Annotated in this window: 27 protein-coding genes and 1 tRNA gene; 8 read left to right on the top strand and 20 right to left on the bottom strand. The window is 64.2% G+C overall.

Annotated elements, in window-relative coordinates; all coding sequences use genetic code 11:
• Position 1: 1 nt before the first annotated feature.
• The 10 genes from AC07NT_RS03520 to AC07NT_RS03475 form a co-directional block, all read right to left on the bottom strand.
• Complete coding sequence (locus AC07NT_RS03520; protein ID WP_498597812.1) at positions 2 to 610, bottom strand: NADH-quinone oxidoreductase subunit C; 609 nt, start codon at positions 608 to 610, stop codon at positions 2 to 4.
• Between the two features lie 10 nt (positions 611 to 620).
• Positions 621 to 1100 carry a NuoB/complex I 20 kDa subunit family protein gene (locus AC07NT_RS03515; protein ID WP_498597813.1) on the bottom strand — a complete coding sequence of 160 codons (480 nt, stop codon included), beginning with the start codon at positions 1098 to 1100 and terminating at the stop codon, positions 621 to 623.
• Between the two features lie 27 nt (positions 1101 to 1127).
• A complete protein-coding gene (locus AC07NT_RS03510) occupies positions 1128 to 1487 on the bottom strand; it encodes an NADH-quinone oxidoreductase subunit A (RefSeq protein WP_460487593.1) in 360 nt (119 codons plus the stop codon).
• A gap of 56 nt (positions 1488 to 1543) precedes the next feature.
• Positions 1544 to 1628 (bottom strand) — tRNA-Leu (locus tag AC07NT_RS03505).
• Between the two features lie 113 nt (positions 1629 to 1741).
• A complete protein-coding gene (gene secG, locus AC07NT_RS03500; RefSeq protein WP_498597814.1) occupies positions 1742 to 2146 on the bottom strand; it encodes a preprotein translocase subunit SecG in 405 nt (134 codons plus the stop codon).
• A 36-nt stretch (positions 2147 to 2182) separates the two neighbouring features.
• Positions 2183 to 2923, bottom strand: a complete 741-nt coding sequence (gene tpiA / locus AC07NT_RS03495; protein WP_498597815.1) for a triose-phosphate isomerase — start codon at positions 2921 to 2923, stop codon at positions 2183 to 2185.
• Positions 2920 to 3939: an NAD(P)H-quinone oxidoreductase gene (locus AC07NT_RS03490; protein WP_498597816.1), complete on the bottom strand. Its 1020-nt coding sequence runs from the start codon at positions 3937 to 3939 to the stop codon at positions 2920 to 2922. Before AC07NT_RS03490 ends, tpiA begins: the two co-directional genes overlap by 4 nt.
• A 76-nt stretch (positions 3940 to 4015) precedes the next feature.
• Positions 4016 to 6139, bottom strand: coding sequence for a polyribonucleotide nucleotidyltransferase (gene pnp, locus AC07NT_RS03485; protein ID WP_498597817.1), 2124 nt, complete (start codon positions 6137 to 6139; stop codon positions 4016 to 4018).
• Between the two features lie 216 nt (positions 6140 to 6355).
• Positions 6356 to 6622: a 30S ribosomal protein S15 gene (rpsO, locus tag AC07NT_RS03480; RefSeq protein ID WP_498597818.1), complete on the bottom strand. Its 267-nt coding sequence runs from the start codon at positions 6620 to 6622 to the stop codon at positions 6356 to 6358.
• Between the two features lie 150 nt (positions 6623 to 6772).
• Positions 6773 to 7933 (bottom strand): pyridoxal phosphate-dependent aminotransferase, encoded by a 1161-nt coding sequence (locus tag AC07NT_RS03475; protein ID WP_498597819.1) that lies wholly within the window; start codon positions 7931 to 7933, stop codon positions 6773 to 6775.
• A gap of 215 nt (positions 7934 to 8148) precedes the next feature.
• Here AC07NT_RS03475 and AC07NT_RS03470 point away from each other — a divergent pair, with 215 nt between their 5' ends.
• A complete protein-coding gene (locus tag AC07NT_RS03470) occupies positions 8149 to 8508 on the top strand; it encodes an Hsp20/alpha crystallin family protein (RefSeq protein WP_498597820.1) in 360 nt (119 codons plus the stop codon).
• A gap of 134 nt (positions 8509 to 8642) precedes the next feature.
• On the opposite strand, the gene AC07NT_RS03465 is transcribed toward AC07NT_RS03470, so the two are convergent.
• The 8 genes from AC07NT_RS03465 to AC07NT_RS03430 form a co-directional block, all read right to left on the bottom strand.
• Positions 8643 to 9080: a hypothetical protein gene (locus AC07NT_RS03465; protein WP_498597821.1), complete on the bottom strand. Its 438-nt coding sequence runs from the start codon at positions 9078 to 9080 to the stop codon at positions 8643 to 8645.
• Between the two features lie 147 nt (positions 9081 to 9227).
• Positions 9228 to 10283: a tRNA (adenosine(37)-N6)-threonylcarbamoyltransferase complex transferase subunit TsaD gene (tsaD, locus tag AC07NT_RS03460; RefSeq protein WP_498597822.1), complete on the bottom strand. Its 1056-nt coding sequence runs from the start codon at positions 10281 to 10283 to the stop codon at positions 9228 to 9230.
• A 25-nt stretch (positions 10284 to 10308) separates the two neighbouring features.
• Complete coding sequence (locus tag AC07NT_RS03455) at positions 10309 to 11076, bottom strand: 3-oxoacyl-ACP reductase (protein WP_498597823.1); 768 nt, start codon at positions 11074 to 11076, stop codon at positions 10309 to 10311.
• Between the two features lie 2 nt (positions 11077 to 11078).
• The gene (locus AC07NT_RS03450; protein ID WP_498597824.1) at positions 11079 to 12071 is read right to left on the bottom strand and encodes an ABC transporter substrate-binding protein; all 993 of its coding nucleotides are present in this window, start codon (positions 12069 to 12071) and stop codon (positions 11079 to 11081) included.
• Positions 12072 to 12081: 10 nt separating this feature from the next.
• Positions 12082 to 12840, bottom strand: coding sequence for an ABC transporter permease (locus AC07NT_RS03445; protein WP_498597825.1), 759 nt, complete (start codon positions 12838 to 12840; stop codon positions 12082 to 12084).
• A complete protein-coding gene (locus AC07NT_RS03440) occupies positions 12837 to 13592 on the bottom strand; it encodes an ABC transporter ATP-binding protein (RefSeq protein WP_498597826.1) in 756 nt (251 codons plus the stop codon). The genes AC07NT_RS03445 and AC07NT_RS03440 overlap by 4 nt, the downstream gene beginning before the upstream one ends.
• Position 13593: 1 nt before the next feature.
• Positions 13594 to 15045 (bottom strand): acyl-CoA reductase, encoded by a 1452-nt coding sequence (locus AC07NT_RS03435; protein ID WP_498597827.1) that lies wholly within the window; start codon positions 15043 to 15045, stop codon positions 13594 to 13596.
• On the bottom strand, positions 15042 to 16148 hold the full coding sequence (locus AC07NT_RS03430) for a LuxE/PaaK family acyltransferase (protein ID WP_498597828.1): 1107 nt from the start codon (positions 16146 to 16148) through the stop codon (positions 15042 to 15044). Before AC07NT_RS03430 ends, AC07NT_RS03435 begins: the two co-directional genes overlap by 4 nt.
• Positions 16149 to 16379: 231 nt before the next feature.
• Here AC07NT_RS03430 and AC07NT_RS03425 point away from each other — a divergent pair, with 231 nt between their 5' ends.
• The 7 genes from AC07NT_RS03425 to AC07NT_RS03395 all read left to right on the top strand — a co-directional run bounded on the left by AC07NT_RS03425 (position 16380) and on the right by AC07NT_RS03395 (position 24536).
• Positions 16380 to 17024, top strand: coding sequence for an ANTAR domain-containing response regulator (locus AC07NT_RS03425; protein ID WP_498597829.1), 645 nt, complete (start codon positions 16380 to 16382; stop codon positions 17022 to 17024).
• A 316-nt stretch (positions 17025 to 17340) separates the two neighbouring features.
• A complete protein-coding gene (locus AC07NT_RS03420; RefSeq protein ID WP_498597830.1) occupies positions 17341 to 18585 on the top strand; it encodes a CmpA/NrtA family ABC transporter substrate-binding protein in 1245 nt (414 codons plus the stop codon).
• 22 nt (positions 18586 to 18607) lie between these two features.
• Complete coding sequence (ntrB, locus tag AC07NT_RS03415) at positions 18608 to 19516, top strand: nitrate ABC transporter permease (protein ID WP_498597831.1); 909 nt, start codon at positions 18608 to 18610, stop codon at positions 19514 to 19516.
• Positions 19517 to 19526: 10 nt separating this feature from the next.
• Positions 19527 to 20363, top strand: a complete 837-nt coding sequence (locus tag AC07NT_RS03410; protein ID WP_498597832.1) for an ABC transporter ATP-binding protein — start codon at positions 19527 to 19529, stop codon at positions 20361 to 20363.
• 297 nt (positions 20364 to 20660) lie between these two features.
• The gene (locus AC07NT_RS03405; RefSeq protein ID WP_498597833.1) at positions 20661 to 21869 is read left to right on the top strand and encodes an MFS transporter; all 1209 of its coding nucleotides are present in this window, start codon (positions 20661 to 20663) and stop codon (positions 21867 to 21869) included.
• 51 nt (positions 21870 to 21920) lie between these two features.
• The gene (locus AC07NT_RS03400; protein WP_498597834.1) at positions 21921 to 22733 is read left to right on the top strand and encodes a formate/nitrite transporter family protein; all 813 of its coding nucleotides are present in this window, start codon (positions 21921 to 21923) and stop codon (positions 22731 to 22733) included.
• Positions 22734 to 22799: 66 nt separating this feature from the next.
• A complete protein-coding gene (locus AC07NT_RS03395) occupies positions 22800 to 24536 on the top strand; it encodes a bifunctional protein-serine/threonine kinase/phosphatase (protein WP_498597835.1) in 1737 nt (578 codons plus the stop codon).
• Between the two features lie 24 nt (positions 24537 to 24560).
• On the opposite strand, the gene AC07NT_RS03390 is transcribed toward AC07NT_RS03395, so the two are convergent.
• Both AC07NT_RS03390 and yidD read right to left on the bottom strand, forming a co-directional pair.
• The gene (locus AC07NT_RS03390; protein ID WP_498597836.1) at positions 24561 to 24920 is read right to left on the bottom strand and encodes a hypothetical protein; all 360 of its coding nucleotides are present in this window, start codon (positions 24918 to 24920) and stop codon (positions 24561 to 24563) included.
• A 133-nt stretch (positions 24921 to 25053) separates the two neighbouring features.
• Entirely contained in the window at positions 25054 to 25476 is a 423-nt protein-coding gene (gene yidD / locus AC07NT_RS03385) for a membrane protein insertion efficiency factor YidD (RefSeq protein WP_498597837.1), read from the bottom strand.
• Positions 25477 to 25592 lie beyond the last annotated feature (116 nt).

Genomic DNA, 25592 nt, shown 5'->3' with positions numbered 1-25592 from the left:
ATTATTTCAACCCGCCGTAGTTGTCTTCACGGATGATCCGCGGCGTGATCTCGCGCGGCTCGATGGACACCGGCTGGTAGACCACGCGCTTGAGTTCGGCGTCATAACGCATCTCGACGTGGCCGGACAGCGGGAAATCCTTGCGGAAGGGATGGCCGATGAAACCGTAGTCGGTCAGGATGCGGCGCAGGTCGTCGTGACCTTCGAAGACGATGCCATAGAGGTCGAAAGCCTCGCGCTCGTACCAGTTGGCAGCACGCCAGACGTCGTTCAGGGAATCAACCACCGGGAAGTTGTCGTCGGTCGCAAAGACCTTGAGGCGCACGCGCTGGTTCAGGCTGACGGACAACAGGTGAGAGACCACGCAGAAGCGCGCGCCCTCCCAGGCACCGTCACCCCAGGCGGAATAATCGACGCCGCAAAGGTCGATCAGTTGTTCGAATTGACAGCCGGGCGCATCGCGCAGGATACGGGCGGCAGCAAGGTAATCAGGGGCAGCCACCTCGACAGTGAGCTCGCCCAGCTTGATCTCGATACGGCGCACCTTGCCACCCAATGCGGCGGTCACGGTGTCCTTGAGAGTCTCCAGATTCACGGCATAAGCAGTCATCGACGGTCCTTCAAACGCGGGCGATGGTCTGCGTGCGGCGGATCTTCTGCTGCAGCTGGATGATGCCGTAGATCAGCGCTTCGGCCGTGGGCGGGCAGCCCGGGACATAGACGTCGACCGGCACGATGCGGTCGCAGCCGCGCACCACCGAGTAGCTGTAGTGGTAATAGCCACCGCCGTTGGCGCAGGAGCCCATGGAGAGCACGTAACGCGGCTCGCTCATCTGGTCGTAGACCTTGCGCAGGGCCGGGGCCATCTTGTTGCACAAGGTACCGGCCACGATCATCAGATCGGACTGGCGCGGGCTGGCGCGGAAGACCTCGGCGCCGAAACGGCCGATGTCGTAGCGGGCCGCGGCCGCATGCATCATCTCGACTGCGCAGCAGGCCAGACCGAAGGTCATGGGCCATAGCGAGCCGGTCTTGGCCCAGTTCACCACCGTGTCGTAACTGGTGGTGATGAAGCCTTCTTTCATCACGCCTTCAATCATGGCTGCGATCCTTGTCGATGAGTCAGTTCATTCCCAGTCCAGGGCGCCCTTTTTCCACTCGTAGGCAAAACCCACGACGAGGATGGCGATGAACACCATGGCCGCCCAGAAACCGACCGCACCCACCTCCTTGAGGGCCACGGCCCAGGGGAAGAGGAAGGCGATTTCCAGGTCGAACAGGATGAACAGGATGGCGACGAGGTAGTAGCGCACGTCGAATTTCATGCGCGCGTCTTCAAACGCTTCGAAACCACACTCGTAGGGAGAATTTTTGGCCGCGTCGGGACGGTTCGGACCCAGGATGTAGCCGATGACCTGGGGGATGACCCCCACGGCAATGCCGACCAAGATGAACAGAAGGACGGGAAGGTATTGATCGAGGCTCATCTTGAAATGCTGATCACCGTTGCGCCGCCCGGGCCATGCCCGGGCAGTCATTTATCTGGTGCCGTCGGCGAGACTCGAACTCGCACAGCTTTCGCCACTACCCCCTCAAGATAGCGTGTCTACCAATTTCACCACGACGGCTGGTCTCTTTTGCCGGGCTCGCATGAGGGCCCGATGGCTGACCCGGCAAGCCTCAGAGTTTACTCCGAATTCCCCCCTCTGCCCCGGCGGGAATTCGCAATTCTTGACTCAGGTCATCGCGCCGGAATCTGGCCGGGGCCAGGAACGACAGGCGCGGACGCCGGAGCCGTCTCGACCGGTGCCGAAGTGCCCGGAATCTGGGCAGCCGTATCAGGCGCGGCAGGTGCTGCCGGTGCAGTCACGGCGCTGCCTTCGAGCACGCTGCCGGTGCTGGCCGGACGTGCGTTGCTGAAGTACGCCAAAGCCAGCGTGCTGACGAAGAAGATGGTGGCGAGCACGGCCGTGGTGCGCGAAAGGAAGTTGGCACTGCCGCTGGCGCCGAACAGGCTGCCCGAAGCACCGCCACCGAAGGCCGCACCCATGTCAGCGCCCTTGCCGTGCTGGATCAGGATCAGGCCGATCATGGCCACTGCCGCGATGATCTGTACCGTGATGATGATGGTGATGATGAAACTCATGTTTACTCCTAAATTCGTAGCATTCGAGCGGCGGCTTCAGGCCGCTGCGGCGATGATGGTCAGAAAATCCGGGGCCTTGAGCGAGGCGCCGCCGATCAGGCCACCATCGATGTCGGGCTGGGCCAGCAGCGTTGCAGCGTTGGCCGCGTTCATGCTGCCGCCGTAGAGGATCTTGATGCGACCCACCTGCTTGGTGGCCGCCTGCAGCTGCGCACGCAGCACGGCATGCACCTGCTGCGCCTGCTCGGGCGTGGCGGTCTTTCCGGTACCGATGGCCCAGACCGGCTCATAGGCCACGACGATCTCGCTGATGCAGTGTCCGTTGAGGTGGATCACCGCAGCCAGCTGGCGCTTGACCACTTCTTCGGTCTTGCCGGCTTCACGCTCGGCCAGGGTCTCGCCCACGCAGACGATGGGCGTCACGCCATTGGCCAGGGCCCGCTGCGCCTTGGCTGCCACCACGGCATCGGTCTCGCCGTGGTACTGGCGACGCTCCGAATGGCCGACGATGGCGTAACGCACGCCGAAATCCTTGAGCATGGCGACAGACACCTCGCCCGTGTAGGCGCCCAGCTCGTGCTGCGACACATCCTGCGCCCCCAGCTCCACCGGGCTGGTGGCCAGCAGCATCTGGCATTGCGCCAGATAGGGGGCGGGCACGCAGACGGCGATGTCGCAGGCCGGGTCCTTGAGGCCGGACAGCAGGCCCTTGAGCAGGGTCTGGTTGGCGGCCAGGCTGCCATTCATCTTCCAGTTGCCAGCGATCAGTTTCTTCATGCGCCACTCCAGGTCAACACGATCTTGCCGATGTGCTGGTTCGACTCCATCAGCGCATGCGCACGTGCCGCACCGCTGCCGGTGGGGTCCTTGGCGTCCACGGCCGCATAGGTGCTGTGGATCACGGGCTTGATCTTGCCGGCCTCGATCAGGGGCCAGGCGTGCTTGAGACAGGCCTGCGCGATCGCCTGCTTGAAGGCGATGGGGCGCGGACGCAGCGTGGATCCGGTGATGGTCAGGCGCTTGCGCAGCACCAGACCGGCGTTGAAGCTGCTCTTGGTACCACCCTGCACGGCGATGATGACGATGCGGCCGTCCTCGGCCAGGCTCTCGACCTCGCGTGCGACGTACTCGCCGCCCACCATGTCGAGGATCACGTCCACACCCTTGCCATCCGTCAGGCGCTTGACCTCTTCCTTGAAGTCCTGCGTCTTGTAGTTGATGGCATGGTCGGCGCCCAGCTTCAGGCAGGCGGCGCACTTGTCGTCGCTGCCGGCCGTCACGATGACCTTGGCACCCCAGGCCTTGGCCAGCTGGATGGCGGTCACGCCGATGCCGCTGGATCCACCCTGGATCATCAGGGTCTCGCCGGGCTGCAGACGGCAACGGTCGAAGACATTGCTCCACACGGTGAAGAAGGTCTCGGGCAGCGAAGCCGCCTCGACATCGCTCAGGCCCTTGGGATAGGGCAGGCTCTGCGCGATGGGAGCGGTACACAGCTCGGCATAACCGCCGCCGGCGACCAGGGCACAGACCTTGTCGCCGAGCTTGAAGCCGGCTGCGGCGAGTTCGGCAGCGTTGCCACCCACGATCTCGCCGGCGACTTCCAGACCGGGAATGTCGGACGCACCCGGCGGCACCGGGTAGTTGCCGGTACGCTGGAACACATCAGGCCGGTTGATGCCGCTGGCCGCCACGCGGATCAGCAGCTCGCCCGCCGCGGGCAACGGGTCGGGGCGCTGGCCCAGACGCAGCACCTCAGGCGCACCATAGGAAGTGATTTCGATGGCTTTCATGGTCTTTCGCTCCGACAGCGCCTGCGGACGCAGCCGCAGGACATCGTCGATTCAATCGCAGGTTGAAACCGGTCGATCAGGCCTGTTCGCCGCCGTTGTTCTGGGCCGGACGGTCCAGCAGCGCCTTCATGGACAGCTTGACGCGACCCTTCTCGTCGGTCTCCAGCACCTTGACCTTGACGATCTGGCCTTCGGACAGGTAGTCCGTGACCTTCTCGACGCGCTCGTGGGCGATCTGGCTGATGTGCAGCAGGCCGTCCTTGCCGGGCAGCAGGTTGACCAGGGCACCGAAGTCCAGGATCTTGGTGATCGGGCCTTCGTAGACCTTGCCGATTTCGACTTCGGCGGTGATCTCGGCGATGCGGCGCTTGGCTTCCTCGGCCTTGGTGGCGTCGGTGGCGGCAATAGTGATGGTGCCGTCTTCCTCGATGTTGATCTGGCAACCGGTCTCGTCGGTCAGCGCGCGGATGACGGCGCCGCCCTTGCCGATCACGTCACGGATCTTCTCGGGGTTGATCTTCATGGTGAAGAGCTTGGGCGCGAAGTTGCTCACCTCGGTCTTGGCCTCGCCCATGGCTTCCTGCATCTTGCCCAAGATGTGCATGCGGGCTTCCTTGGCCTGGGCCAGTGCGACCTGCATGATTTCCTTGGTGATGCCCTGGATCTTGATGTCCATCTGCAGGGCGTTGATGCCGTTGGTGGTACCGGCCACCTTGAAGTCCATGTCACCCAGGTGATCTTCGTCACCCAGGATGTCGGTCAGCACGGCGAAGCGGTTGCCGTCCTTGATCAGGCCCATGGCAATGCCGGCCACGTGGGCCTTCATCGGCACGCCGGCGTCCATCAGCGACAGGCAGCCGCCGCAGACGGAAGCCATCGAGGAGGAGCCGTTGGACTCGGTGATCTCGGACACCACTCGCATGGTGTAGGGGAACTCTTCCTTGGTCGGCAGGCAGGCCACCAGGGCGCGCTTGGCCAGACGGCCGTGGCCGATTTCGCGGCGCTTCGGGGTACCGAAACGGCCAGCTTCACCGGTGGCGAAGGGAGGCATGTTGTAGTGCAGCATGAAGCGGTCTTCGAACTCGCCGGCCAGCGCGTCGATGCGCTGCGCGTCGCGCTCAGTGCCCAGCGTGGCAACCACCAGGGCCTGGGTCTCACCGCGCGTGAACAGGGCCGAACCGTGGGTACGGGGCAGCACGCCGTTGCGGATCTCGATGGGGCGCACAGTGCGCGTGTCACGACCGTCGATGCGCGGCTCGCCGGCCAGTATCTGGCTGCGCACGATGCGCGCTTCGATGTCGAACAGCATGCCTTCGACCTTGACGCTGTCGAACTCGACGCCCGAATCCTTCAGGCTGGTCATGACGGCGGCGTAGGTCTCGCGGCAGGCCTGGGTGCGGCTCTGCTTGTTGCGGATCTGGTAGGCGGTGCGCAGCTTCTCTTCGGCCAGCGCGTTGACCTTGGCGATCAGCTCTTCGTCCTTGGCCGGAGCCTTCCAGTCCCAGGCCGGCTTGCCAGCGTCACGCACCAGGTCGTGGATGGCGTTGATGGCGATATTGCCCTGCTCGTGGCCGAAGACCACGGCGCCCAGCATGACCTCTTCGGACAGCTGCTGCGCTTCGGATTCCACCATCAGCACGGCGGATTCAGTGCCGGCGACGACCAGGTCCATCTGGCTGTCCTTGAGCTGGGTCTGGCCCGGGTTCAGGACGTATTCGCCATTGATGTAACCCACGCGGGCAGCACCGATGGGGCCGTTGAAGGGGATGCCGCTGATGCTCAGCGCGGCGCTGGTCGCGATCATGGCGGCGATGTCGGCCTGCACTTCGGGGTTCAGGCTCACGACGTGCACGATCACCTGGACTTCGTTGTAGAAGCCTTCGGGGAACAGCGGACGGATCGGGCGGTCGATCAGGCGGCAGGTCAGGGTCTCGAGTTCGCTGGGACGGCCTTCACGCTTGAAGAAGCTGCCCGGGATCTTGCCGGCGGCGTAGGACTTCTCGGTGTAGTCCACGGTCAGCGGGAAGAAGTCCTGGCCGGGCTTGGCGCTCTTGGTCGCCACCACGGTGGCCAGCACCACGGTGTCGTCGATGTTGACCAGCACGGCGCCGGTGGCCTGACGGGCGATTTCGCCGGTTTCCATGGTGACCGTGTGCTGGCCCCACTGGAAGGTCTTGGTGACTTTGTTGAACATGGTCATGTGTTTCTCCTGTATGGATCAAGGGAGGTCTAAGCCGCCTCCCCTAGGGCTCGGAGCCACATCACAGAACACGATGCCATTCCAGAGAAAGTCGAGGAAATTCGCCCAATTTCCTCTGGAATGACACAGCTTCGCTCTGTTCCTGTCTGCTCCGAAGTACAAAGCGCCTGAGCTAGAAAACCAACTCAGGCGCTCTTGTTCATCTGTCCGGGGCGATTACTTGCGCAGACCCAGCTTGGTGATCAGCGCGCTGTAACGATCGAAGTCCTTGGACTTCAGGTAGTCCAGCAGCTTGCGGCGACGGCTCACCATGCGCAGCAGACCGCGACGGCCGTGGTGGTCCTTGGCGTGGGTCTTGAAGTGGGGGGTCAGCTCGTTGATACGGGCGGTCAGCAGGGCGACCTGGACTTCCGGGCTGCCGGTGTCGGTAGCGGAACGGGCATTGGCCTTGACAACTTCGGCCTTGATGCTGGATGCGATCATTTCTATTTCCTGTCATGCGGGACGAAACCGGCCGCTATCGGTCGGGACGTCCCAGGTTTACAACTTGCGCCGGTGGCTGGAACTGCTGCCGGCGTGCGCTTGCGGGATGCAAAGCCTTGAAATTATAGCCGAATCCGAAATCCGGAGCGCCTACTTACTTCCGAGCCATTTCTGGAGCCGTTCCACCCCCTGCCCCAGGCGCTGCGGGTCCTTGGAGGCAAAGCACCAGCGCAGCCAGCCCTGGGCCTCGGGCGCAAAGGCCTCGCCCGGGGCCAGGCCCAGGCCGGCCTCGCGCACCAGGTGCTTGGCCGTGGCCAGGGAATCGCCGTGCCCGGCCAGGCGGAAAAAGGCGTACATGCCGGCCGCTGGCCTGGCCAGCTCCACACCCGGCAGGGCCTGCAGCAGCGGCACCAGGGTGTCGCGGCAGGTTTTCAGGTGGGCCACCACGCGCGGCGTGATCTCGCCGGCCCGCTGCAGGGCCGCCACGCCCGCGCGCTGGGTGAAAACGCTAGCGCAGGAGGTGTTGAACTCGATCAACTTGCCCACATCGTGCGTGATGGCCGACGGCAGCACCAGCCAGCCCAGGCGCCAGCCCGTCATCAAGAAGCTCTTGGAAAAGCTGTGCACCACGATCAGCCGGTCTTCGGAAGAAGCGATGTCCAGGAAACTGGGCGTGCAGCCATTGGGCGTATCGGCTTCGTAATACAGCTGCGAGTACACCTCGTCGGCGAGGATCCAGGTGCCGGTGCGACGGCAATGGTCCAGGATGCGCTGCTGCTCTTCGCGCGTCAGCGTCCAGCCCGTGGGGTTGCTGGGCGCGTTGAGGATCAGCACCTTGGTGGCCGGGGTCACCGCGGCCAGCAGCGCTTCCAAGTCCAGCGTCCAGGCACCCGCCACCGGCTTGAGTGGGATGGGCTTGAGTTTGGCGCCCAGGATGAGCGGCTGCGCCGTGAGGTTGGGCCAGACCGGGGTCACGATGGCCACCTCGTCGCCCGCTTCCAGCAGGGCCTGCATGGCGATCATCAGCGCGTTCACGCCCCCCGAGGTCACGGCAATGCGGTCCGGCGCCACGGTGCCGTGCAGGCGGCTCAGGTGCAGGGCGATGGCCGCGCGCAGCTCGGGCAGGCCCAGGTTGTGGCTGTAGAAGGTCTCGCCATTACCAAGAGAGTCGATGGCCGCCTGGCGCACGAAGTCTGGGGTGACCTCGTCGCCCTCGCCGAACCAGAAGGCCAGCACATCGCTGCGCCCCAGGCCGGCATTGGCCACTTCGCGGATTTTGGATTCTTCGAGATCACGGATCACCTGGCGCATGTTTTCTCCATCGCAAGGGAGAGATTGTGCCGCCTGGCCGGTGGGGTCGCAGTGCCCGGGCATAGAGGCAGCCTCCCTATTTTCAAGATCCGGCCTGGAAAAATTTGCCACGGGCTGCGGGCCTTGAAAACTTCCCGGCCCGTTCCCAGTTATGCCCTGCGGCCGGCAGTGCCCCCGCACACCGAGTCCACCGTTAACACCACAGGAGTTCAACCATGCTGTTCGTACCCGTCATCCGCCGTTCTGCCTTCTCCCCCTCGCTGCGCGCCTTCGACCGCTTCTTCAGCGAGTCCGCCCCCGCCGAGCAGCCGGCCAAGGCCGCCGACGACAAGGCCTACGAGCTGAGCTTCGACGTGCCCGGCGTCAGCCGCGAGCAACTGTCCATCGGCATCGAAGGCAATGTGATCCGCATCGAAACCCTGCCCGAAGCCAAGCGCCAGTACAAGGCCGCCTACGAGCTGCCGCAGGACATCGACGTCTCTGCCAGCGAAGCCAAGCTGGAAAACGGCGTGCTCACGCTCAAGCTGGTCAAGGTCCAGCCGGCCGACAAGACTGTCAAGCTGGCGATCAACTGAGACCGCAACCCAAAAGATAAAGGCCGCGAAGTTCGCGGCCTTTTTATTTGCTCAACGTTTGAACTCGGTCACTTGAGGAGGTGGGTGAAGCCAGCCGTAGCAGATGGACTGGAACAAGTAGTTAGATGCATGCCTTAGAACCACCACTTGTATCTTCGTTTGTTTTTCTTGTGCAATTCGACATCATCGCGGAAAGCATAACGATCGCCACCTTGTCCCACCATGCCAACGTAAAGCACAAAAACGCCGAGGGCAATTGCTGCAACCTTTGCGAACCACGAGTGCTTATCGAGAGAGGCATCTGGCCAGACAAGAAAATAGAAGCCGGCAAGAACCATGGGGAGCCCCAGAATCAAGCTGACACCACGTCTCAACCACACCCATAAATTGGCCATAGACTTCTCTATCGCAGATGGCTCCTTTGTTCGATCACGAGTGCCAAAGTACAAAGGAATTGCCATGAGCATGGAGACAACAAAAAACAGTGTCGCCGTTCGGTTGCTCATCCCTATCTGCATCACGAGGAGCAAGGCGAGGGCTGCAATGGACAGGAAATAGGCAACTGCTCGCATACATCTAACTTGATTTGGGCTGCAAATCTGTCGGCATAACAAAGTTCATTGCCCCTCCCGTATTTTGATTTAATTGTTGGAAATATATCGGGTTTCAGGCGCGCTCTCCCACCCAAACACCATGAACAAACCGACAAAGTCCGCAGCTCAGACCGACTGGCTGATCGCATCCAGCGGCCAACGCGGCTTGACCTCAAAGGTGTAAGCACGGGTCGCTTCCTGCTGGCCTGCCTGCAGGCGCATGGCGGCAGCCATGGCGATCATGGCGCCGTTGTCGGTGCACAGGTGCAGCTCGGGGTAGTGCACGCGCACCTTGCGCTTCGCGCATGCAGCGTTGAGCTGCTCGCGCAGCAGCTTGTTGGCGCCCACGCCGCCGGCCACGACCAGGCGCTTCATGCCCGTCTGGTCCAGCGCGGCCAGCGATTTCTTCACCAGCACTTCGACGATGGCGGCCTGTGTCGAAGCCGCCAAATCCGCTTTGCGCGCTTCCAGCTCGGCCCCCAGGCGCTGCGCCTGCGTGAGCACGGCCGTCTTGAGCCCCGCAAAAGAGAAATCCAGGTTGCCGCTGTGCAGCAGCGGACGCGGCAGCTTGAAGGCCGCGCCGTCGCCCTGCTCTGCCAGCTTCGCCAGGCCCGGCCCCCCGGGATAAGGCAGGCCCATGAGCTTGGCTGATTTGTCGAAGGCCTCACCGGCCGCGTCGTCGATGGTCTCGCCCAGGATCTCGTAGCGCCCTACCCCGTCCACGCGCATGAGCTGCGTGTGGCCGCCGGAAACCAGCAGCGCAACGAAAGGAAACTCGGGCGGATCGGCGCTCAGGAAGGGTGAGAGCAGATGGCCTTCGAGGTGGTGCACGCCCAGCACCGGCTTGCCCAGGGCCGCGCCCAAGGCACAGGCCACACCGGCGCCGACCAGCAGCGCGCCGGCCAGACCGGGGCCGCGCGTGTAGGCCACCACGTCAATGTCTTTCAGCGACTTGCCTGCCTCCTGCATCACCTGGCTTGTCAACGGCAGCACACGGCGGATATGGTCGCGGCTGGCCAGTTCGGGCACCACACCGCCATAGGCTTGGTGCATCTCGATCTGGCTGTAGAGCGCGTGCGAGAGCAGCTGCGGCACCGGACCGCCATGGCTTTGCACCAGGGCCACGCCGGTTTCGTCGCAGGAGGATTCGATGCCCAGGATCAGGGGCGCAGTGTCGGACATGAAGCGAGTCTAAGCGAATGACCGCTTACTTCATCACCAAACCACCATCGACCACCAGCACCTGACCCGTGACAAAACGGCTCCACTCCGAGGCCAGGAAGAGCACCGGCCCCGCCACGTCTTCGGGCCGGGCGATGCGCCGCAAGGGCGTCTGCGCCACGATGGCTTCCTTCACGTCTTCTTTGGTCGCGCGGCTGGCGTCGGTCGGGTAGACCAGGCCAGGCGCCACGCAATTCACGCGTATGCCCAGCGGCCCCAGTTCGGCCGCGAGGTTGCGGCTGAAACCCACCAGCGCGGACTTGGCCGTGCTGTAGTCGTGGTAGGGCACCACGGGCCGCTCCACCAGATCACTGGCCAGGTTGACGATGCAACCCTGCGCGCGCTGGCGCATGCCGGGCAGCACGGCCTGGCAGACGTTGTAGGTGGCGCGCACGGCGCCGTCGAACTGGGTCTGGTAATCGGCCCATCCGGTTTCCCAGAAGCGCTTGCGCTGCTCAGGGTCGAAGCGGTAGGGTGCGAAGGCGTTGTTGACCAGCACATCGATGCGGCCCAGTTCGGCCTGAACCTGGGCCACGAGGGCCTGCACCTGCGCAGCGTCATTGGCGTCGGCACGCAGGGCCCAGGCATCACCTCCCACGGCCTTGCACTGCGCCACCACCTCGTTCGCGGCCGCCTCGCTGCGCAGGTAGTTCACCACCACGAAGCCACCCTCGGCCGCAAAAGCCTGGGCAATGGCCGCGCCGATGCCGCGGCTGGCGCCGGTGACGAGGATGACCTGGCCCTGGAATTTCATGTTCACTTGCCGGGCAAAAGATCAGGGCTCGCCACGTCCTTCATCTTGAGGTCGCGCTGGATCAGGCCGATCCTCTTCCACGCGTCGGCGCCTTTCTGCAAGGCGTCCACGTCGATGGCGCCCAGGCCTTTTTGTTGCGTCAGCGGCGAGACGCTGGACAGATTGCGCAGCTTGATCACCTCCAAGTTCACGGCCTCGTTCTGGCCGTTGATGGCCCGCTTGACCGCCAGCGCGGCGGCTTCCTGCGGCTGGGCGATCATCCACTGCATGCTTTCGCGGTAGGCCGCGAGGAAGCGCCTGAGCAGGTCCTTCTTCTGCTGGTACGTTTCTTCACGCACCACGAAGATGTCGCTGGAGACGTTGAGCGAGTTGCGCACTTCCATCACGTTCACCTCACCCACACCCTTGGCACGGGCCACCAGCAGGCCGGTGTCGGTGGCGGCGGTGGCGTCCACCTGCCCCTGCATCAGCGGCGCGAAGTTGAGCAGGCCGGTGACGACGATGGTCACATCCTTTTCCGACAGGCCCGCCTGGTTCAGCAGCAGCTGCAGATTGGTCAGCGTGCCGCTGGACAGGCTGTAGACGCCGATCTTCTTGCCCTTGAGGTCTGCGGGCTTGCTGATGCCGCTGCTCTTGAGCGCCACCACGTTGAAGATGTTCTGCGGATAGATGTCGTAGATCACGCGCAGCTTCTCGCCCTTGTCCAGCGCGGCGTAGAGCGAGCCCGGGTCTGTGAAGGCCACGTCGCCCTGGCCGCTGAGCAGGTTGCGCACGGCATCACCACCACCGGCACCGGGCATGTACACGACATCGATCCCCTTGGCGCGGAAAAACCCCTTGTCGGGTTCGACCAGGATGTTGGTGATCTCGGAGATCGGGCCGCCCCAGCCAGCGATGGTGACCTTGTCCAGTTTGGTGTCCTGGGCCATGGCCGTGCCGGTGCCCAGGCTGAGCAGCGCGCAAGCCGCCAGCGCACGCAGGGTTTGTCGTTTCATGATGTCGTCCTCAGTTGAAAGTAGATGAATAGGATTGCAACAGGCGGCGCTCCAGCCAGAGCGTGGCCTCGTACAGCAGCAGGCCGATCAGCGTGATGAGCAGCAGTGCGGCAAACATCAGCGGTGTGTCCATGGAGCCCTGGGCGGCGATGATCAGCGCGCCCAGGCCCTTGCTGGCCCCCACGAACTCACCCACCACCGCGCCCACCAGCGCCAGCACCACGGCCACGCGCAAACCGGCGAGGATCGCAGGCAGGCCCGCAGGCACCTTGAGCCGCCACAGGGTCTGCCAACGCGTGGCGCCCAGCATGCGGAACAGTTCCAGCCGCGCGGCGTCCACCTGGGCGATGCCGGTCAGCGTGTTTTCCAGCAGCGGGAAGAAACAGATCAGCGCGGTGATGACCACGGTAGGCACGGTGCCAAAACCGAACCAGACGATGAAGAGCGGCACCAGCGCCAGCTTGGGCACCACCTGGCTGGTCACCACATAGGGCATGAGCACACGGCGCAGCACGGCCGATTCGCCCAGCAGCACGCCCCCGGCAAAACCCAGGACCACGCCCAGCACCAGGCCCAGGCCCAGTTCCAGCAGGGTCTGGGCGATGTGCGGCCACAGGTAACCCGTCTGCAGGCCACGCCAGAGCGCGGCAAGGATGCCGCTCGGCGGTGGCAGCACCAGCGGCGAAAACCTGAAAACCTGCACGGCCCATTCCCAGGCCAACAGCAGGACGAGCAACAAAACGAAAGCGAGAAGACGCGGGTACTTCATGCGCCCTCCCCGTCCATGGCGTGCCGCAGCTCGGCGCAGATGGCATTGAAGGCGGCGCTGTAACGCACGTCACGGCCGCGCGGGCGTGGCAGCTCCACCCGGATGTCACGCCGGATGCGACCGGCGTCCATCACGGCCACGCGGTCGGCCAGGTAAACCGCCTCCGCGATGTCGTGCGTGACGAAAAACACCGAGGTGCCGCGCGCGCTGCACATCGCCAGCAACTCGTCCTGCAGCTCCTCGCGTGTGATCGCATCCAGCGCGGCGAAGGGCTCGTCCATCAGCAGGATGGGCGGATCGAGCAACAGCGCGCGCGCGATCGCCACGCGGCTTTGCTGCCCACCCGACAGCTGGCGCGGATGGTGGCGCAGGTAGGCACTCAAGCCCATCTGTGCCAGCAGTTGTTCTGCACGGGCCACATCGGCCGCGGTCGGCTTGCGTTGCAGGGTCAGCGGCAGCAGCACGTTGTCCAGCACGGTCAGCCAGTCCAGCAGCGTCGCTTGCTGGAACACGAAGCCGGTACCCGGCCCGGGTTGAAGGATGGGCTGATCCTGCAGGCTCACCGTGCCTGCGTCGGGTTGCAGGAGACCGGCAGCGAGCTTGAGCAGCGTGGTCTTGCCGCAGCCGCTGCGACCCACCAGACAATGGAACTCGCCGGGCGCGATGTCCCAGTCCACCGCCTTCACCACCGGCGACCAGCCGGGGAAGGTGTAGCTCACCTGGCGCATGTCGAGGAAAGGCGTGCTGCTCATCTCAATCTCGATAAGGCGCGTAGGTTTCAGCCGCGCTTTCGGCCGAAGCTTCGAGCTCGACCATGCGCACCAGGTCCAGCAGACTGAAACGTCCGTCGTGGTGCCAGCCGGCTTCGGGCGCTGTCATATTGCCAATGGCGCAGATGCGCGTGGCCCCAGCGGCACCCAGCTGTTCGGCCAGGTCCTGCAACTCCTGCGGCGCGGCTGCCAGGCCCACGGTCTGCAAAAACGTGCGTTGCGCGGCCAGCAGGGGCAGGGTGTCTCCCAGATGATCCACCGCCTGCACCTGCACGGTGCGGTTCAGCGCGCCGGGCAGCAGCACACTGGCCTGCTCGGCATAGGCCACGCACCAGGAGGCCTGCGCATCACCGAGCAGCTCCACACCAGCTCCCGCGTAGCCTTTGAGCTCCTGGCCCTGGCGCCAGCCGGCCACGCCGGCCGCTTCTTCGAGTGTGAGCGTGCGGCGCGCGAACTTGTGCTGCAACGCAGCCAGTTCACCGGCCAGCTGCTGCGCGAACTCGCGCGGCGTGACCCGGCCGCCGCGCGCCACGTAATAGGTGTGTGGCGAATAACAGCCCTGCTGCTCGTAGCGCACCACGTCCAGCGCCGCCGCGCGCGCCGTGGCCGGGGCATGGGCCACGTCGAGCGCAGCCGCCGAGACCAGGCCCACGCTGAGCTTGTGGCCGTGGGGCAGAAAGCGCGTGCTCACCGGCACCTGCTGCCGCAAGGCAGTCAGCGTGTCGTTGCCACCATAGGCCAGCACCGTGTCAGCCTCGGCAAACAGCACTTGTTCGCTGTCGACATCTCCGCCTTTGAACCAGACGATGGCAAGTACCCCGGCCAAGCGCGGCTCGACCTCGGCCAGCAGGCGGGCGAAGAGGGACGCGAAGAACGGCTCGGCGCTGGCGACCTTGCCGATGGCCGGCGCCTTGACCAGCAGGCCGCAGACCAGGCTCCACAGGGGCAGGCCCGGCACATTGCCGGCCCAGACATGCACCAGCAGTTCGGGGCCGAGCGCGCGCGCCATGCCCCCCTTGGTCCGCGGCTGGAACTCGTCGAGCAGCTTGGGGTTGGCGAAGTCTTCGGCCACGAAGCGCTGCAGCTGCGGCGCGCGGAAAGTCTTGAGGTAGGCGTTGAGGCCCAGGCGCACCATCTCGGCATCGAAACCGGAAATGCGCGGCAGCAGGGCATCGAGCTGCTGCCGATAGGGATCGTTGGCATCGAGCAGGCGCGCGATGGCGCGGTCGATCACCGTGATGATCTGCGAGACCGGCATGGGCTTGAGTCGGGCACGGCCCTGTTCGCGCACATGCGCAGCCAGGGTGCGCAGCTGCTCAGGCGTGAGCTGCGGTACGTCCACGTCGATCCGGTCCGCACCGGTACCGAAGGACAGGGTCTGCCACCGCATTTCACCGGCCGACAGCCCCGGCAGATAGCCTGCGTTGACTTTCATGACTGTGCCGCCCGCAGGAATTCATCCACCGCCAGCGAACAGCCCTTGGCCTGCGCGCCCTGGGCGCGGCCCAGCAGCAGGAAGCCCCCCTCCACTTCCACGCCCACGTCTTCGGTGAGGATGGTGGTGACGGAGTTGAAGTTGCCCAGGTCGGTGTGTGCCAGGATGCCGCGTTCGCCCCTGGGGCTCTCCTGCCCCGTGAGCGGGTCCAGCACGCGCGTGCGGATCCAGTGCGGGCCGGACTTGAGCGATGGCAGCACCGCATTGCCCGCGTCATAGAACTGTGTGCTGAGCTCCGTCATGCCATACATATTGATGCAGGCGCTGCGCGGTACACCGAAGGTCGATGCCAGCATGTCGTAGAACAGGTCCATGTCCATCTCGCGCGACTGGCCCTTGAAACCGCCGGTGTCCAGCAGGCGGCTGCCGGCGGGCAATCGGAATGACAGTCCGCGCGCCTGCAATGCATCCATGAGGTGCACCAGGCTGTAGCTCGCACCCAGCAAAGCCATGGGTTCGCCGCTGGCCTGCACTTGCGCCAGCATGGCACAGAGTTCGTCGACCTGCAGGCCTTGGGCTCCGAGGTAATAACGACTCTCGGGGGTGCCGAAGTTGTGCAGCGCCAGCGCCAGGTAGTGCGCCAGAGAAGAGTTGGGCAGGAGCTGTTCGCTGGGGAACAGGATGCCCATGCGAACGCGATCCAGCCCGGCCATGAAACGCTGGCGGAAGTTCAGCAGCATCGAGCGGTCGTAGACCTGCAGGTGCGGGTGATGGTGCCGACCCTTCACGTCGCCGCGCGTGGTGCCACTGGTCATGAAGACACGTTCACAGGTCTCGGGGGGCACGCAGCTCAGCGTGAGGTCCTTGAAGCCGTTGATGGGCACAGCCGGGATATCGCGCCAGCTCTTCACGCTGCGCGGCGTGCGGCCGCGTTGCTGGCAGAACTTCTGGAAAGCGGTGTTGTGCTGGAACTGGTGCGCAAAAAGACGCAGCGCCAAGGCATTGAAATCCTGCTCACCCGCATCGGGCTGGGCGATAAAAGCCAGCACATCCGGAACCAGACCGGATGTTTCCAACGACGATGGGTGTACTGTCTCTGCCACGACGACCTTTCCTTCTGTGCCTGGGCACGTTTGCTCCGAAAGGTGTGGCAGGGCCCGTGGGCGCTCTGTCAGCTCTTCTTACGTCGGCATGATCCGAGTCAAGTTCACGGGTTCGGTTCGACCATCTCAGCCCTCCACTTGCGCGGATGACACCCCGGAGCAGGGATAATTCTATGCCATGCGCAAAAGCGCATCGACGCCGTTTGGCGTATTTCTTGCATCTGGAATGACATGAATGAAGCCTTGCGCATCGTGGTGGTGACTTCGGACCTGGGGGTCGGTGAACCCGCAGACGAGGATGCCGTGCAGCAGGCCGAGCGTTCACGCAGCCTGCGCATCGGCCTGCTCGAGAGCGGCTTCAACCTGATCGCATCGCTGCCCGCCGACGTCTTCCTCAACGAGCGCATCGCCCAGTTGCAACCCGATCTGGTGATCGTCGATGCCGAGAGCGGCGCGCGCGATGCGCTGGAGCACGTGGTCATGGCCACGCGCGATGCGCCGCGTCCCATCGTCATGTTCACCAACGACCAGGACACCTCGCACGTGCGCGCCGCCGTGGCCGCGGGCGTGACGGCCTACATCGTGGCCGGCCTGGCCGCCGAGCGCATCCGCCCCATCCTGGACGTGGCCCTGGCCCGCTTCCAGCACGAGCAGGCCCTGCGCCAGGAACTGGCCGTCACGCGCAGCGAACTCGACGAACTCAGCGCCGAGCTCAAGGACCGCAAGACCATCGATCGCGCCAAGGGCCTGCTCATGCAGCGTCAGGGCCTGAGCGAGCAGGCCGCCTACGAGAAACTGCGCAAGACAGCCATGGACAAGGGCCTGAAACTGGCCGAGGTGGCGCAGCGCATGCTCGACGTGGCCGACCTGCTTTAGGCCGGACCCCCGTCTTCTTTTGGTGCGCTGCACCAATCCAGAGCGGTCTGCCCCGAAGGCCGCCCGATTTCTGAAAAATCAATTGAAATCAATGACTTGCGGTTAAGTCGGGCCGCAGCAGCCCTGTGCCGGCAAGTTGGCACGCCCCTTGCGTAGCAGTAAACAAGACCATAGAGGTCAATCGGTCCCGTACCCAACGGCGGGTGCAGGGCCGGTCCGGACAAAGGCGTCCCCACGGAGCAGACAGCGTCACGCAGACGCGCCTGTTCGGTGAGGACGCCTTTTTTGTTTACTTCATCGCCACTAGGAGCCTGCCATGCCTGACCTTCTGAACGCCAAACTCAGCCGCCGCGCCGTGCTGCAGACCGCCGCCGTGGGGGCGGTCGGCATCGACCCGGCCCTGCGCGCCGCCGTCTACGCCGCGGGCTCCGACGCCCCCGAGAAGAAGGAAGTGAAGATCGGATTCATTCCGCTGACCGACTGCGCCAGCGTGGTCATGGCCTCGGTGCTGGGCATCGACCAGAAGTACGGCGTCAAGATCATCCCCAGCAAGGAAGCCAGCTGGGCCGGCGTGCGCGACAAGCTCGTCAACGGCGAACTCGACTTCGCCCACGTGCTCTACGGCCTGGTCTATGGCGTGCACCTGGGCGTCTCCGGCCCCAAGAAGGACATGGCCGTGCTCATGACCTTGAACAACAACGGTCAGGCCATCACCCTGTCCAAGAAACTGGCCGACAAGGGCGCGGTCAACGGCGAAGGGCTGGCCAAGCTCATGGCCACCGACAAGCGCGAGTACACCTTCGCCCAGACCTTCCCCACCGGCACCCACGCCATGTGGCTCTATTACTGGCTGGCCGCCAACGGCATCAACCCCATGAAGGACGCCAAGGTCATCACCGTGCCGCCGCCCCAGATGGTGGCGAACATGCGCGTGGGCAATATGGACGGCTTCTGCGTGGGTGAACCCTGGAACCACCGCGCCATCATGGACGGCATCGGCGTCACAGCGACGACCACCCAGGCCATCTGGAAGGACCACCCCGAAAAGGTGCTGGGCACCACGGCCGAGTTCGTGCAGAAGTACCCGAACACAGCGCGTGCCGTCACGGCCGCCGTCATCGAAGCCGGCAAGTGGATCGACGCCGGCCTGTCCAACAAGATGAAGATGGCCGAGACCGTGGCCGACAAGAGCTACGTCAACACGGGCGTGGACGCCATCAACCAGCGCATCCTGGGTCGTTACCAGGACGGCATGGGCAAGACCTGGGACGACCCCGACCACATGAAGTTCTACAACGATGGCGCGGTCACTTTCCCCTACCTGTCGGACGGCATGTGGTTCCTGACCCAGCACAAGCGCTGGGGCCTGCTCAAGGAGCACCCGGACTACCTGGCCGTGGCCAAGCAGATCAACCGCATCGACGTCTACAAGCAAGCTGCGACGGACGCCAAGGCGCCCCTGCCCAAGAGCGACATGCGCACCAGCAAGCTCATCGACGGCGTGGTGTGGGACGGCAAGGACCCGAAGAAGTACGCCGACAGCTTCAAGATCAAGGCCTGAGGGCCGAGCAAAGGAACGCACCATGGTCAGCGCCGTCTTTCACACCCCCCTGGAGCGGGCGGTCCCCGTTCCACTCCCGCCCACGGGCGGGAAAAAAGCCATCGCCCCGGCAGCCCCCACAGCGGATGCGGTCAAGGTACCGGGCTACGACTGGCGCGGCCTGTGGCTGCGCGTCATCCCCCCCGTGCTGGGCCTGGCCCTGCTGGTGGGCATCTGGGCGCTGGTGACAATCACCAGCAACAGCAGCATCCCCAGCCCGGTCGAGACCTTCAAGCAGGCCGTCGATGTGTTCAGCGATCCCTTCTACCGCAAGGGTCCCAACGACCAGGGCGTGGGCTGGAACGTGCTGATGTCGCTGGAGCGCGTGGCCCTGGGCTTCGGCCTGGCCGCTGTCGTCGGCATCCCGGCGGGTTTCATGATCGGGCGCTTCACCTTCCTGAGCCGCATGTTCAACCCGCTGATCAGCCTGCTGCGCCCGGTCTCACCGCTGGCCTGGCTGCCCATCGGGCTGCTGGTCTTCAAGGGTGCCAACCCGGCGGCCATCTGGACCATCTTCATCTGCTCGATCTGGCCCATGATCATCAACACCGCGGTGGGCGTGCAACGCGTGCCGCAGGACTACATGAACGTGGCGCGGGTGCTGCAGCTCTCCGAATGGAAGATCGTCACCAAGATCCTCTTCCCCGCCGTACTGCCCTACATGCTGACCGGCGTGCGCCTCGCGGTGGGCACGGCCTGGCTGGTGATCGTCGCGGCCGAGATGCTGACCGGCGGCGTGGGCATCGGCTTCTGGGTCTGGGACGAGTGGAACAACCTCAACGTCAAGAACATCATCATCGCCATCTTCGTGATCGGCATCGTCGGCCTGGTGCTGGAGTTTGCGCTGATCAAGCTGGCCACCGCCTTCACCTTCGAAGAAGTGAAAAACTGAGGAGTCCGTCATGAGCGAATCACTGAGCACCAAGTACATCGAGGTCCAGGGCGTCGAGCAGACCTTCAAGACCCAGAAGGGCCTGTTCCCTGCGCTGCGCGACATCAACCTCACGGTTGCCAAGGGTGAGTTCGTGGCGCTGATCGGCCACTCAGGCTGCGGCAAGTCCACCCTGCTCAACCTGATCGCCGGGCTGACCACCCCCACCAACGGCACACTGCTGTGCGCCAACCGCGAGATCGCCGGCCCCGGCCCCGAACGCGCGGTGGTGTTCCAGAACCATTCGCTGCTGCCTTGGCTGACCTGTTACGAGAACGTCTACCTCGCGGTGGAGCGCGTCTTCGGTGCCGGCAGCAAGAGCACGGGCGCCGCAGCCGAGAACAAGGCCCAGCTCAAGGCCCGCACCGAGGCCGCCCTGGCCCTGGTGGGCCTGACCCCGGCGGCACAGAAACGCCCCGGCGAGATTTCGGGCGGCATGAAACAGCGCGTGGGCATCGCCCGCGCCCTGTCCATGGAGCCGCAGGTGCTGCTGATGGACGAGCCCTTCGGCGCCCTGGATGCGCTCACACGCGCCAAGCTGCAGGACGAACTGCTGGAAATCGTGGCACGCACGAAAAGCACCGTGGTCATGGTCACGCACGACGTCGATGAAGCCGTGCTGCTGTCCGACAAGATCGTGATGATGACCAACGGTCCCGCCGCCACCATCGGCGAGGTGCTGGCGGTGGACCTGCCCCGTCCGCGCAAGCGCGTGGAGCTGGCCGAAGACCCGCGTTATGTCGCCTATCGCAAGGCGGTCATCGACTTCCTCTACACACGCCAGGCCCACGTGGAAAAAGCGGCGTAGAGAACAAAACACCCCCGTGCCGCGCCTAGAGCGCGGCCCCCTCAAGGGGGCGACACCAGCGGCCCGGCAAAGCCGGTTCCGCGGTGTCGCCGAGTCGGGAAACCGTATCGAGATCGATGCGCCCCATATCCGGGCGCGAATATTGCTTATTTGATTGAGAACGGGCCAATGTCGGCCTGAACTCCCAGATTCGGTGCAAAGACGCACTGGATCGCCCCAGACGAAGGCGTCTTGCACGTGTGCAACCCAGTTGCATGCACGTGCAGGCGCCTTTTTTCTTGGCTCATGGACACGATGATGAACAGCTTTCGCAAATTTCTTCAGTCCGGTCACAGCCCCACGCTGCTGGCCTCCTTCGTCTATTTCAGCTACTGCTGCGGCGTCTGGGTGACCAACGGCGCCATGGCGCCCTTCATCAAGGAATCACTGCAGCTCAGCCCCGCGCAGATCGGGGTCATGCTCTCGGTGCCCATCTTTGCCGGCGCGCTCATGCGTTTTCCCCTGGGCATCCTGGCCCAGTACATCGGGCGCAAGAACGCCACCCTGGTGGAGATGGGTGGCATCGCCCTGGCACTGCTTTTCGGCTATTTCTTTGTCGAGACCTTCAACGACTTGCTGGCCATGGGCGTGCTGCTGGGCATCGCCGGCGCCAGCTTCGGCGTGGCGCTCTCGCTGGGTTCGGGCTCCTTCCCTGCGCGCTACAAGGGCCTGGCCATGGGCTTGGTCGGCGCCGGCAATGTGGGCACGTCGGTCTCGGCCCTGCTGGCGCCGCAACTGGCCCAGGCCTTTGGCTGGAAAGCCGTCTATGGCCTGGCCGCACTCGGCCTGCTCCTGCCCGTGCTGGTCATGGTCTTCATCGCCCGCGAACCGGACGACGTGGACAAGCACGCGAACTTCCGTGACCACATCGCCTGCCTGTTCGAGAAGGACGGCTGGGCCTTCAGCATCATCTACGCCATCACATTCGGCGGCTTCATCGGCCTGACCACCTTCCTGCCCAGCTACTACTACGACCAGTTCGGCGTGAGCAAGGTGCAGGCCGGCCAGCTCACCATGCTGGCCGCCTTCATGGGCGCTGCGCTGCGCATCTTCGGCGGCTGGATCTCGGACCACTGGGGCGGCATCAACACGCTGACCACCGTGCTGGTCATCATCACCATCACCCTGCTGCTGTGCGGGATGAGCAGCGGCTCGCTGGTGCTCACCACCCTGCTCATGATGCTGTGTTTTGCCGCCCTGGGTGCGGGCAACGGTGCGCTGTTCCAGCTGGTGCCGCTGCGCTGGCCGCTGACCACCGCCGTGGCCGGCTCCATGATCGGCGAGATCGGCGCTCTGGGCGGCGGCCTGGTCCCCAATGCCATGGGCCTGTCACGCCAGCACACCGGAACCTACTTCTGGGGCTTCGCCCTGTTCGCGCTGCTCTCGCTGGGTGTGCTGGTCATGATGCGCTTCATGCAGATCCGCTGGACGCGGACCTGGGCAGAAAAAGGCGGGCGCGCCCGCTGACCGTTACAAGCCCGCACCTCCAAGCAATCCATTCAACCCAAGGAGACAACCATGTCCTACGTCGTGCCTTCCGAATTCGTCACCAAAATGGTGGACGCCGGCGAATCCAAGATCTTCATGTCCACCCGCGACACACTGATCCGCGCCTATATGGCCGGAGCCATACTCGCGCTGGCCGCGGCCTTCGCCGTCTCGGTCACGGTCAACACCGGCAACCCGCTGATCGGCGCCCTGCTCTTCCCCGTGGGCTTCTGCCTGCTGTACCTGATGGGCTTCGACCTGCTGACCGGCGTGTTCACCCTGGTGCCGCTGGCCGTGTTCGACAAGCGTCCCGGCGCCACCTGGGCCGGCGTGCTGCGCAACTGGTGGCTGGTCTTCATCGGCAACTTCGCCGGCGCGCTGACGGTGGCCGTGTTCATGGCCATCATCTTCACCTTCGGTTTCACGGAAGCCCCGAACGCCATCGGCCTGAAACTCGGCTCCATCGGCGAGAGCCGCACGGTGGGCTACGCCGACCACGGCGGCGCCGGCATGCTCACGCTGTTCATCCGTGCCGTGCTGTGCAACTGGATGGTGTCCACGGGTGTGGTCGCTGCGATGATGTCCACCTCGGTCTCGGGCAAGGTGATCGGCATGTGGATGCCCATCCTGGTCTTCTTCTACATGGGCTTCGAACACTCCATCGTGAACATGTTCCTGTTCCCCTCGGGCCTGATGATGGGCGGCCACTTCACCTGGGTGGATTACCTGCTGTGGAACGAACTGCCCACCGTGCTCGGCAATCTGGTGGGCGGACTGACCTTTGTGGGCGCCACACTGTATTCCACCCATTACAAGACCGCCCCGAAGCGCAAGGTGAAATAAGCCAAGGCCCCTACTGTCCACGAGCCTCGGTACCATCCGGTCCGAGGCTCTTTTCATTTCAGACCCATGCGCACAGAACTCCAGATCAGCGTTGGACAGCATTCCGACCCGGGACGCAAGCCGGCCAATCAGGATTTCCATGGCGTGTTCATCCCGCGCGGGCCGCAACTTGCCACCAAGGGCATCGCCATAGCGCTGGCCGATGGCATCAGCAGCAGCGACGTGAGCGACGTTGCCAGCGAGTCGGCCGTGAAGGGGTTCCTGGAAGACTACTACTGCACTTCAGACGCCTGGTCCGTCAAGACCTCGGCCCTGCGCGTGCTGATGGCCACCAACGCCTGGCTGCACTCGCAGACCCACCAGAGCCAGTGGCGTCACGACCGTGACCGCGGTTACGTCTGCACCTTCAGTGCCCTGGTCATCAAGTCCAACACCGCCCACCTCTTCCACGTGGGCGACACACGCATCTATCGCGTGCAGGGCCAGACGCTGGAGCAGCTGACCACCGACCACCGCGTGCTGGTCGCGCAGGACGAGAGCTATCTGAGCCGGGCACTCGGCATCCACCCGCAGCTCGACATCGATTACCTGACTGTTAACGTCGAGCCTGGCGACACCTTTGTGCTCGCCACCGATGGTGTCTACGAACATCTGGCCAGCACCCGCATCGTGCAGACGCTCCAGCGCCTGCACGAGAACCTGGACCAGGCCGCCCAGGCCCTGGTCGAAGAGGCCTTGCACCAGGGCAGCCCGGACAACCTCACCGTGCAGATCGTGCGCATCGAGCAGCTGCCCGCTCCCGAAGCCACCGAGATACCGTCGCAGATTTCGGAACTGCCCGTGCCCCCCCTGCTGCAGGCCGGCCAGCTGATCGACGGCTACCGCGTGGTGCGCGAACTGCACGCCAGCCACCGCAGCCACATCTACATGGCCATAGACGAGGCCAGCGGGCAAACCGTGGTCCTCAAGACCCCGTCGATCGACCAGCAGGACGACGCGGCCTATCTGGAACGTTTTCTGATGGAGGAGTGGGTCGCGCGCCGCATCCACAGCGACCACGTGCTGCGCGCCTGTCCACCGGACCGCAAGCGCAATCACCTCTATGTCGTGATGGAGTACATCGAAGGCCAGACCTTGAGCCAATGGATGATCGACCACCCGGCGCCGTCTCTGGAAACCGTGCGCGACATCGTCGGCCAGATCGCCCGCGGGCTGCAGGCCTTTCACCGGCTCGAGATGCTGCACCAGGACCTGCGCCCGCACAACATCATGATCGACGTGAACGGCACAGTGAAGATCATCGACTTCGGCGCCACCAGCGTGGCCAGCCTGATGGAGGTGGCCCCGCCCGATGAGCGCAATGCCCTGCTGGGCACCGTGCAGTACACCGCGCCGGAATACTTCCTGGGGGAAGGTGGCAGCACACGCTCTGACGTCTTCTCACTCGGTGTCATCACCTACCAGATGCTGACCGGCCACCTGCCCTATGGCGCGCGGGCCGCCCGGCTGCGCACCCACCGCGACCGGCAAAAGCTGGTCTACGCGCCCATGCGCGACCATAAACGGGATATCCCGGTCTGGATCGAGGGCGCGCTGCGCAAGGCCGTCCACCCCGACCCGGGGCAGCGTTACGAGGAAGCGGCCGAATTCGCCTATGACCTGCGCCACCCCAACCGCGAATTCCTCAGCCGTCGCCACCCGCCGTTGATTGAGCGCAATCCCGTGGCCTTCTGGAAGGGCGTCTCGCTGCTGCTGGCCCTGCTCCTGCTGCTTCTGCTGAGCCAGCACCCGGGCCTCAGGTAAGGCCGCCCTCTTACACCCCTAGGCTCACGCCATCCCCGGTGTCGGCAGGCACTCCATGATCTCCACGGATTCGCCGGGGAAGATCGCGAAGTGCGGATGGTTGATGAAAAGCTTCGCCGCCGCTTCATGGGTTTCGGCCCGAACGACTACGTAGCCGCAGATGGCGTTGTTCACATCGCTGAGGCCGGACGCCGACACGCGCTTGGTTTTGCCGACCGGCGCGCCGGATTCGACGATGCGCGCGGCGTTGGTCGTCATCCAGGCATGCCAGGCCTGGATGCCAGCACTGGTACGTTCCTGTTGCACGGCCTCGCTCAACGCATTCCAGCCCGAGCGCTCGGCGGCTTCGGGGGTGCCCAGGAAAACGGCCAGAAAGTTCTTCATAGGGTGCTCCTTGTGTGTGGCCACTGACTCTCAACCCCTGTGGTCTTGAAAGCGGCTCACCTCTTACGACGAACGACCCTCTGGTGTATCGACAAAAGGCCCGGCATTCCGACACCGTTTTTTACCCAATACGTCAAAGAGTGACTTTGGGCGGAATATAGATACCTTTCTCTTTGTCTTTCCTGTGTCGGCTAGGCCAATCGCAGCTGCACCCATCGGCACAACTGAACGCATCGGACGCATCACACGACTTCCACTCCGGCATGTCACAGCCACCATCCACCGGTAGATCACAGCCCAGATCGCAATCACCCCGCTGACTGCGATGCGGTCTGGCGCGCAACACCCCATAGCGACGGTGCGCCACTCCACACAGGAACAACCGCTTGCGCAAGACCTTCAAGCCATGGATCACCCCAAAGCGTCGGACAACCCGAAACCCCAGGGTCGAACAACTCCCATGCCCGGTGTGCAGGCCATAGGCGCAACGAAACCCCTTGTGAGGCGAAATATGGCGCTGATACAGCCGGATGGCGCCGAGAACAAGAATACGCATCTGAATACACTGAATACTCAAACAACCGAGCCTCTGGACATCAGCCCATCGGGGGATCGCTGAATTCTAGTGAGCGTACCTGCTTGAGCTCATCCCCCAAATGGGGGATCGAGCAA

Source organism: Hylemonella sp. GW821-FHT10B10, from assembly GCF_059415585.1.
Note: the sequence above shows the minus strand (reverse complement) of the source record. Positions and strands in the feature narration are given on the sequence as shown.

Excerpts from the sequence above, each read along its gene's own strand:
- AC07NT_RS03520 (WP_498597812.1), bottom strand. The coding sequence starts at position 610 with ATGACTGCTTATGCCGTGAATCTGGAGACTCTCAAGGACACCGTGACC.
- AC07NT_RS03515 (WP_498597813.1), bottom strand. The coding sequence starts at position 1,100 with ATGATTGAAGGCGTGATGAAAGAAGGCTTCATCACCACCAGTTACGAC.
- AC07NT_RS03510 (WP_460487593.1), bottom strand. The coding sequence starts at position 1,487 with ATGAGCCTCGATCAATACCTTCCCGTCCTTCTGTTCATCTTGGTCGGC.
- secG (WP_498597814.1), bottom strand. The coding sequence starts at position 2,146 with ATGAGTTTCATCATCACCATCATCATCACGGTACAGATCATCGCGGCA.
- tpiA (WP_498597815.1), bottom strand. The coding sequence starts at position 2,923 with ATGAAGAAACTGATCGCTGGCAACTGGAAGATGAATGGCAGCCTGGCC.
- AC07NT_RS03490 (WP_498597816.1), bottom strand. The coding sequence starts at position 3,939 with ATGAAAGCCATCGAAATCACTTCCTATGGTGCGCCTGAGGTGCTGCGT.
- pnp (WP_498597817.1), bottom strand. The coding sequence starts at position 6,139 with ATGACCATGTTCAACAAAGTCACCAAGACCTTCCAGTGGGGCCAGCAC.
- rpsO (WP_498597818.1), bottom strand. The coding sequence starts at position 6,622 with ATGATCGCATCCAGCATCAAGGCCGAAGTTGTCAAGGCCAATGCCCGT.
- AC07NT_RS03475 (WP_498597819.1), bottom strand. The coding sequence starts at position 7,933 with ATGCGCCAGGTGATCCGTGATCTCGAAGAATCCAAAATCCGCGAAGTG.
- AC07NT_RS03470 (WP_498597820.1), top strand. The coding sequence starts at position 8,149 with ATGCTGTTCGTACCCGTCATCCGCCGTTCTGCCTTCTCCCCCTCGCTG.
- AC07NT_RS03465 (WP_498597821.1), bottom strand. The coding sequence starts at position 9,080 with ATGCGAGCAGTTGCCTATTTCCTGTCCATTGCAGCCCTCGCCTTGCTC.
- tsaD (WP_498597822.1), bottom strand. The coding sequence starts at position 10,283 with ATGTCCGACACTGCGCCCCTGATCCTGGGCATCGAATCCTCCTGCGAC.
- AC07NT_RS03455 (WP_498597823.1), bottom strand. The coding sequence starts at position 11,076 with ATGAAATTCCAGGGCCAGGTCATCCTCGTCACCGGCGCCAGCCGCGGC.
- AC07NT_RS03450 (WP_498597824.1), bottom strand. The coding sequence starts at position 12,071 with ATGAAACGACAAACCCTGCGTGCGCTGGCGGCTTGCGCGCTGCTCAGC.
- AC07NT_RS03445 (WP_498597825.1), bottom strand. The coding sequence starts at position 12,840 with ATGAAGTACCCGCGTCTTCTCGCTTTCGTTTTGTTGCTCGTCCTGCTG.
- AC07NT_RS03440 (WP_498597826.1), bottom strand. The coding sequence starts at position 13,592 with ATGAGCAGCACGCCTTTCCTCGACATGCGCCAGGTGAGCTACACCTTC.
- AC07NT_RS03435 (WP_498597827.1), bottom strand. The coding sequence starts at position 15,045 with ATGAAAGTCAACGCAGGCTATCTGCCGGGGCTGTCGGCCGGTGAAATG.
- AC07NT_RS03425 (WP_498597829.1), top strand. The coding sequence starts at position 16,380 with ATGAATGAAGCCTTGCGCATCGTGGTGGTGACTTCGGACCTGGGGGTC.
- AC07NT_RS03420 (WP_498597830.1), top strand. The coding sequence starts at position 17,341 with ATGCCTGACCTTCTGAACGCCAAACTCAGCCGCCGCGCCGTGCTGCAG.
- ntrB (WP_498597831.1), top strand. The coding sequence starts at position 18,608 with ATGGTCAGCGCCGTCTTTCACACCCCCCTGGAGCGGGCGGTCCCCGTT.
- AC07NT_RS03410 (WP_498597832.1), top strand. The coding sequence starts at position 19,527 with ATGAGCGAATCACTGAGCACCAAGTACATCGAGGTCCAGGGCGTCGAG.
- AC07NT_RS03405 (WP_498597833.1), top strand. The coding sequence starts at position 20,661 with ATGAACAGCTTTCGCAAATTTCTTCAGTCCGGTCACAGCCCCACGCTG.
- AC07NT_RS03400 (WP_498597834.1), top strand. The coding sequence starts at position 21,921 with ATGTCCTACGTCGTGCCTTCCGAATTCGTCACCAAAATGGTGGACGCC.
- AC07NT_RS03395 (WP_498597835.1), top strand. The coding sequence starts at position 22,800 with ATGCGCACAGAACTCCAGATCAGCGTTGGACAGCATTCCGACCCGGGA.
- AC07NT_RS03390 (WP_498597836.1), bottom strand. The coding sequence starts at position 24,920 with ATGAAGAACTTTCTGGCCGTTTTCCTGGGCACCCCCGAAGCCGCCGAG.
- yidD (WP_498597837.1), bottom strand. The coding sequence starts at position 25,476 with ATGCGTATTCTTGTTCTCGGCGCCATCCGGCTGTATCAGCGCCATATT.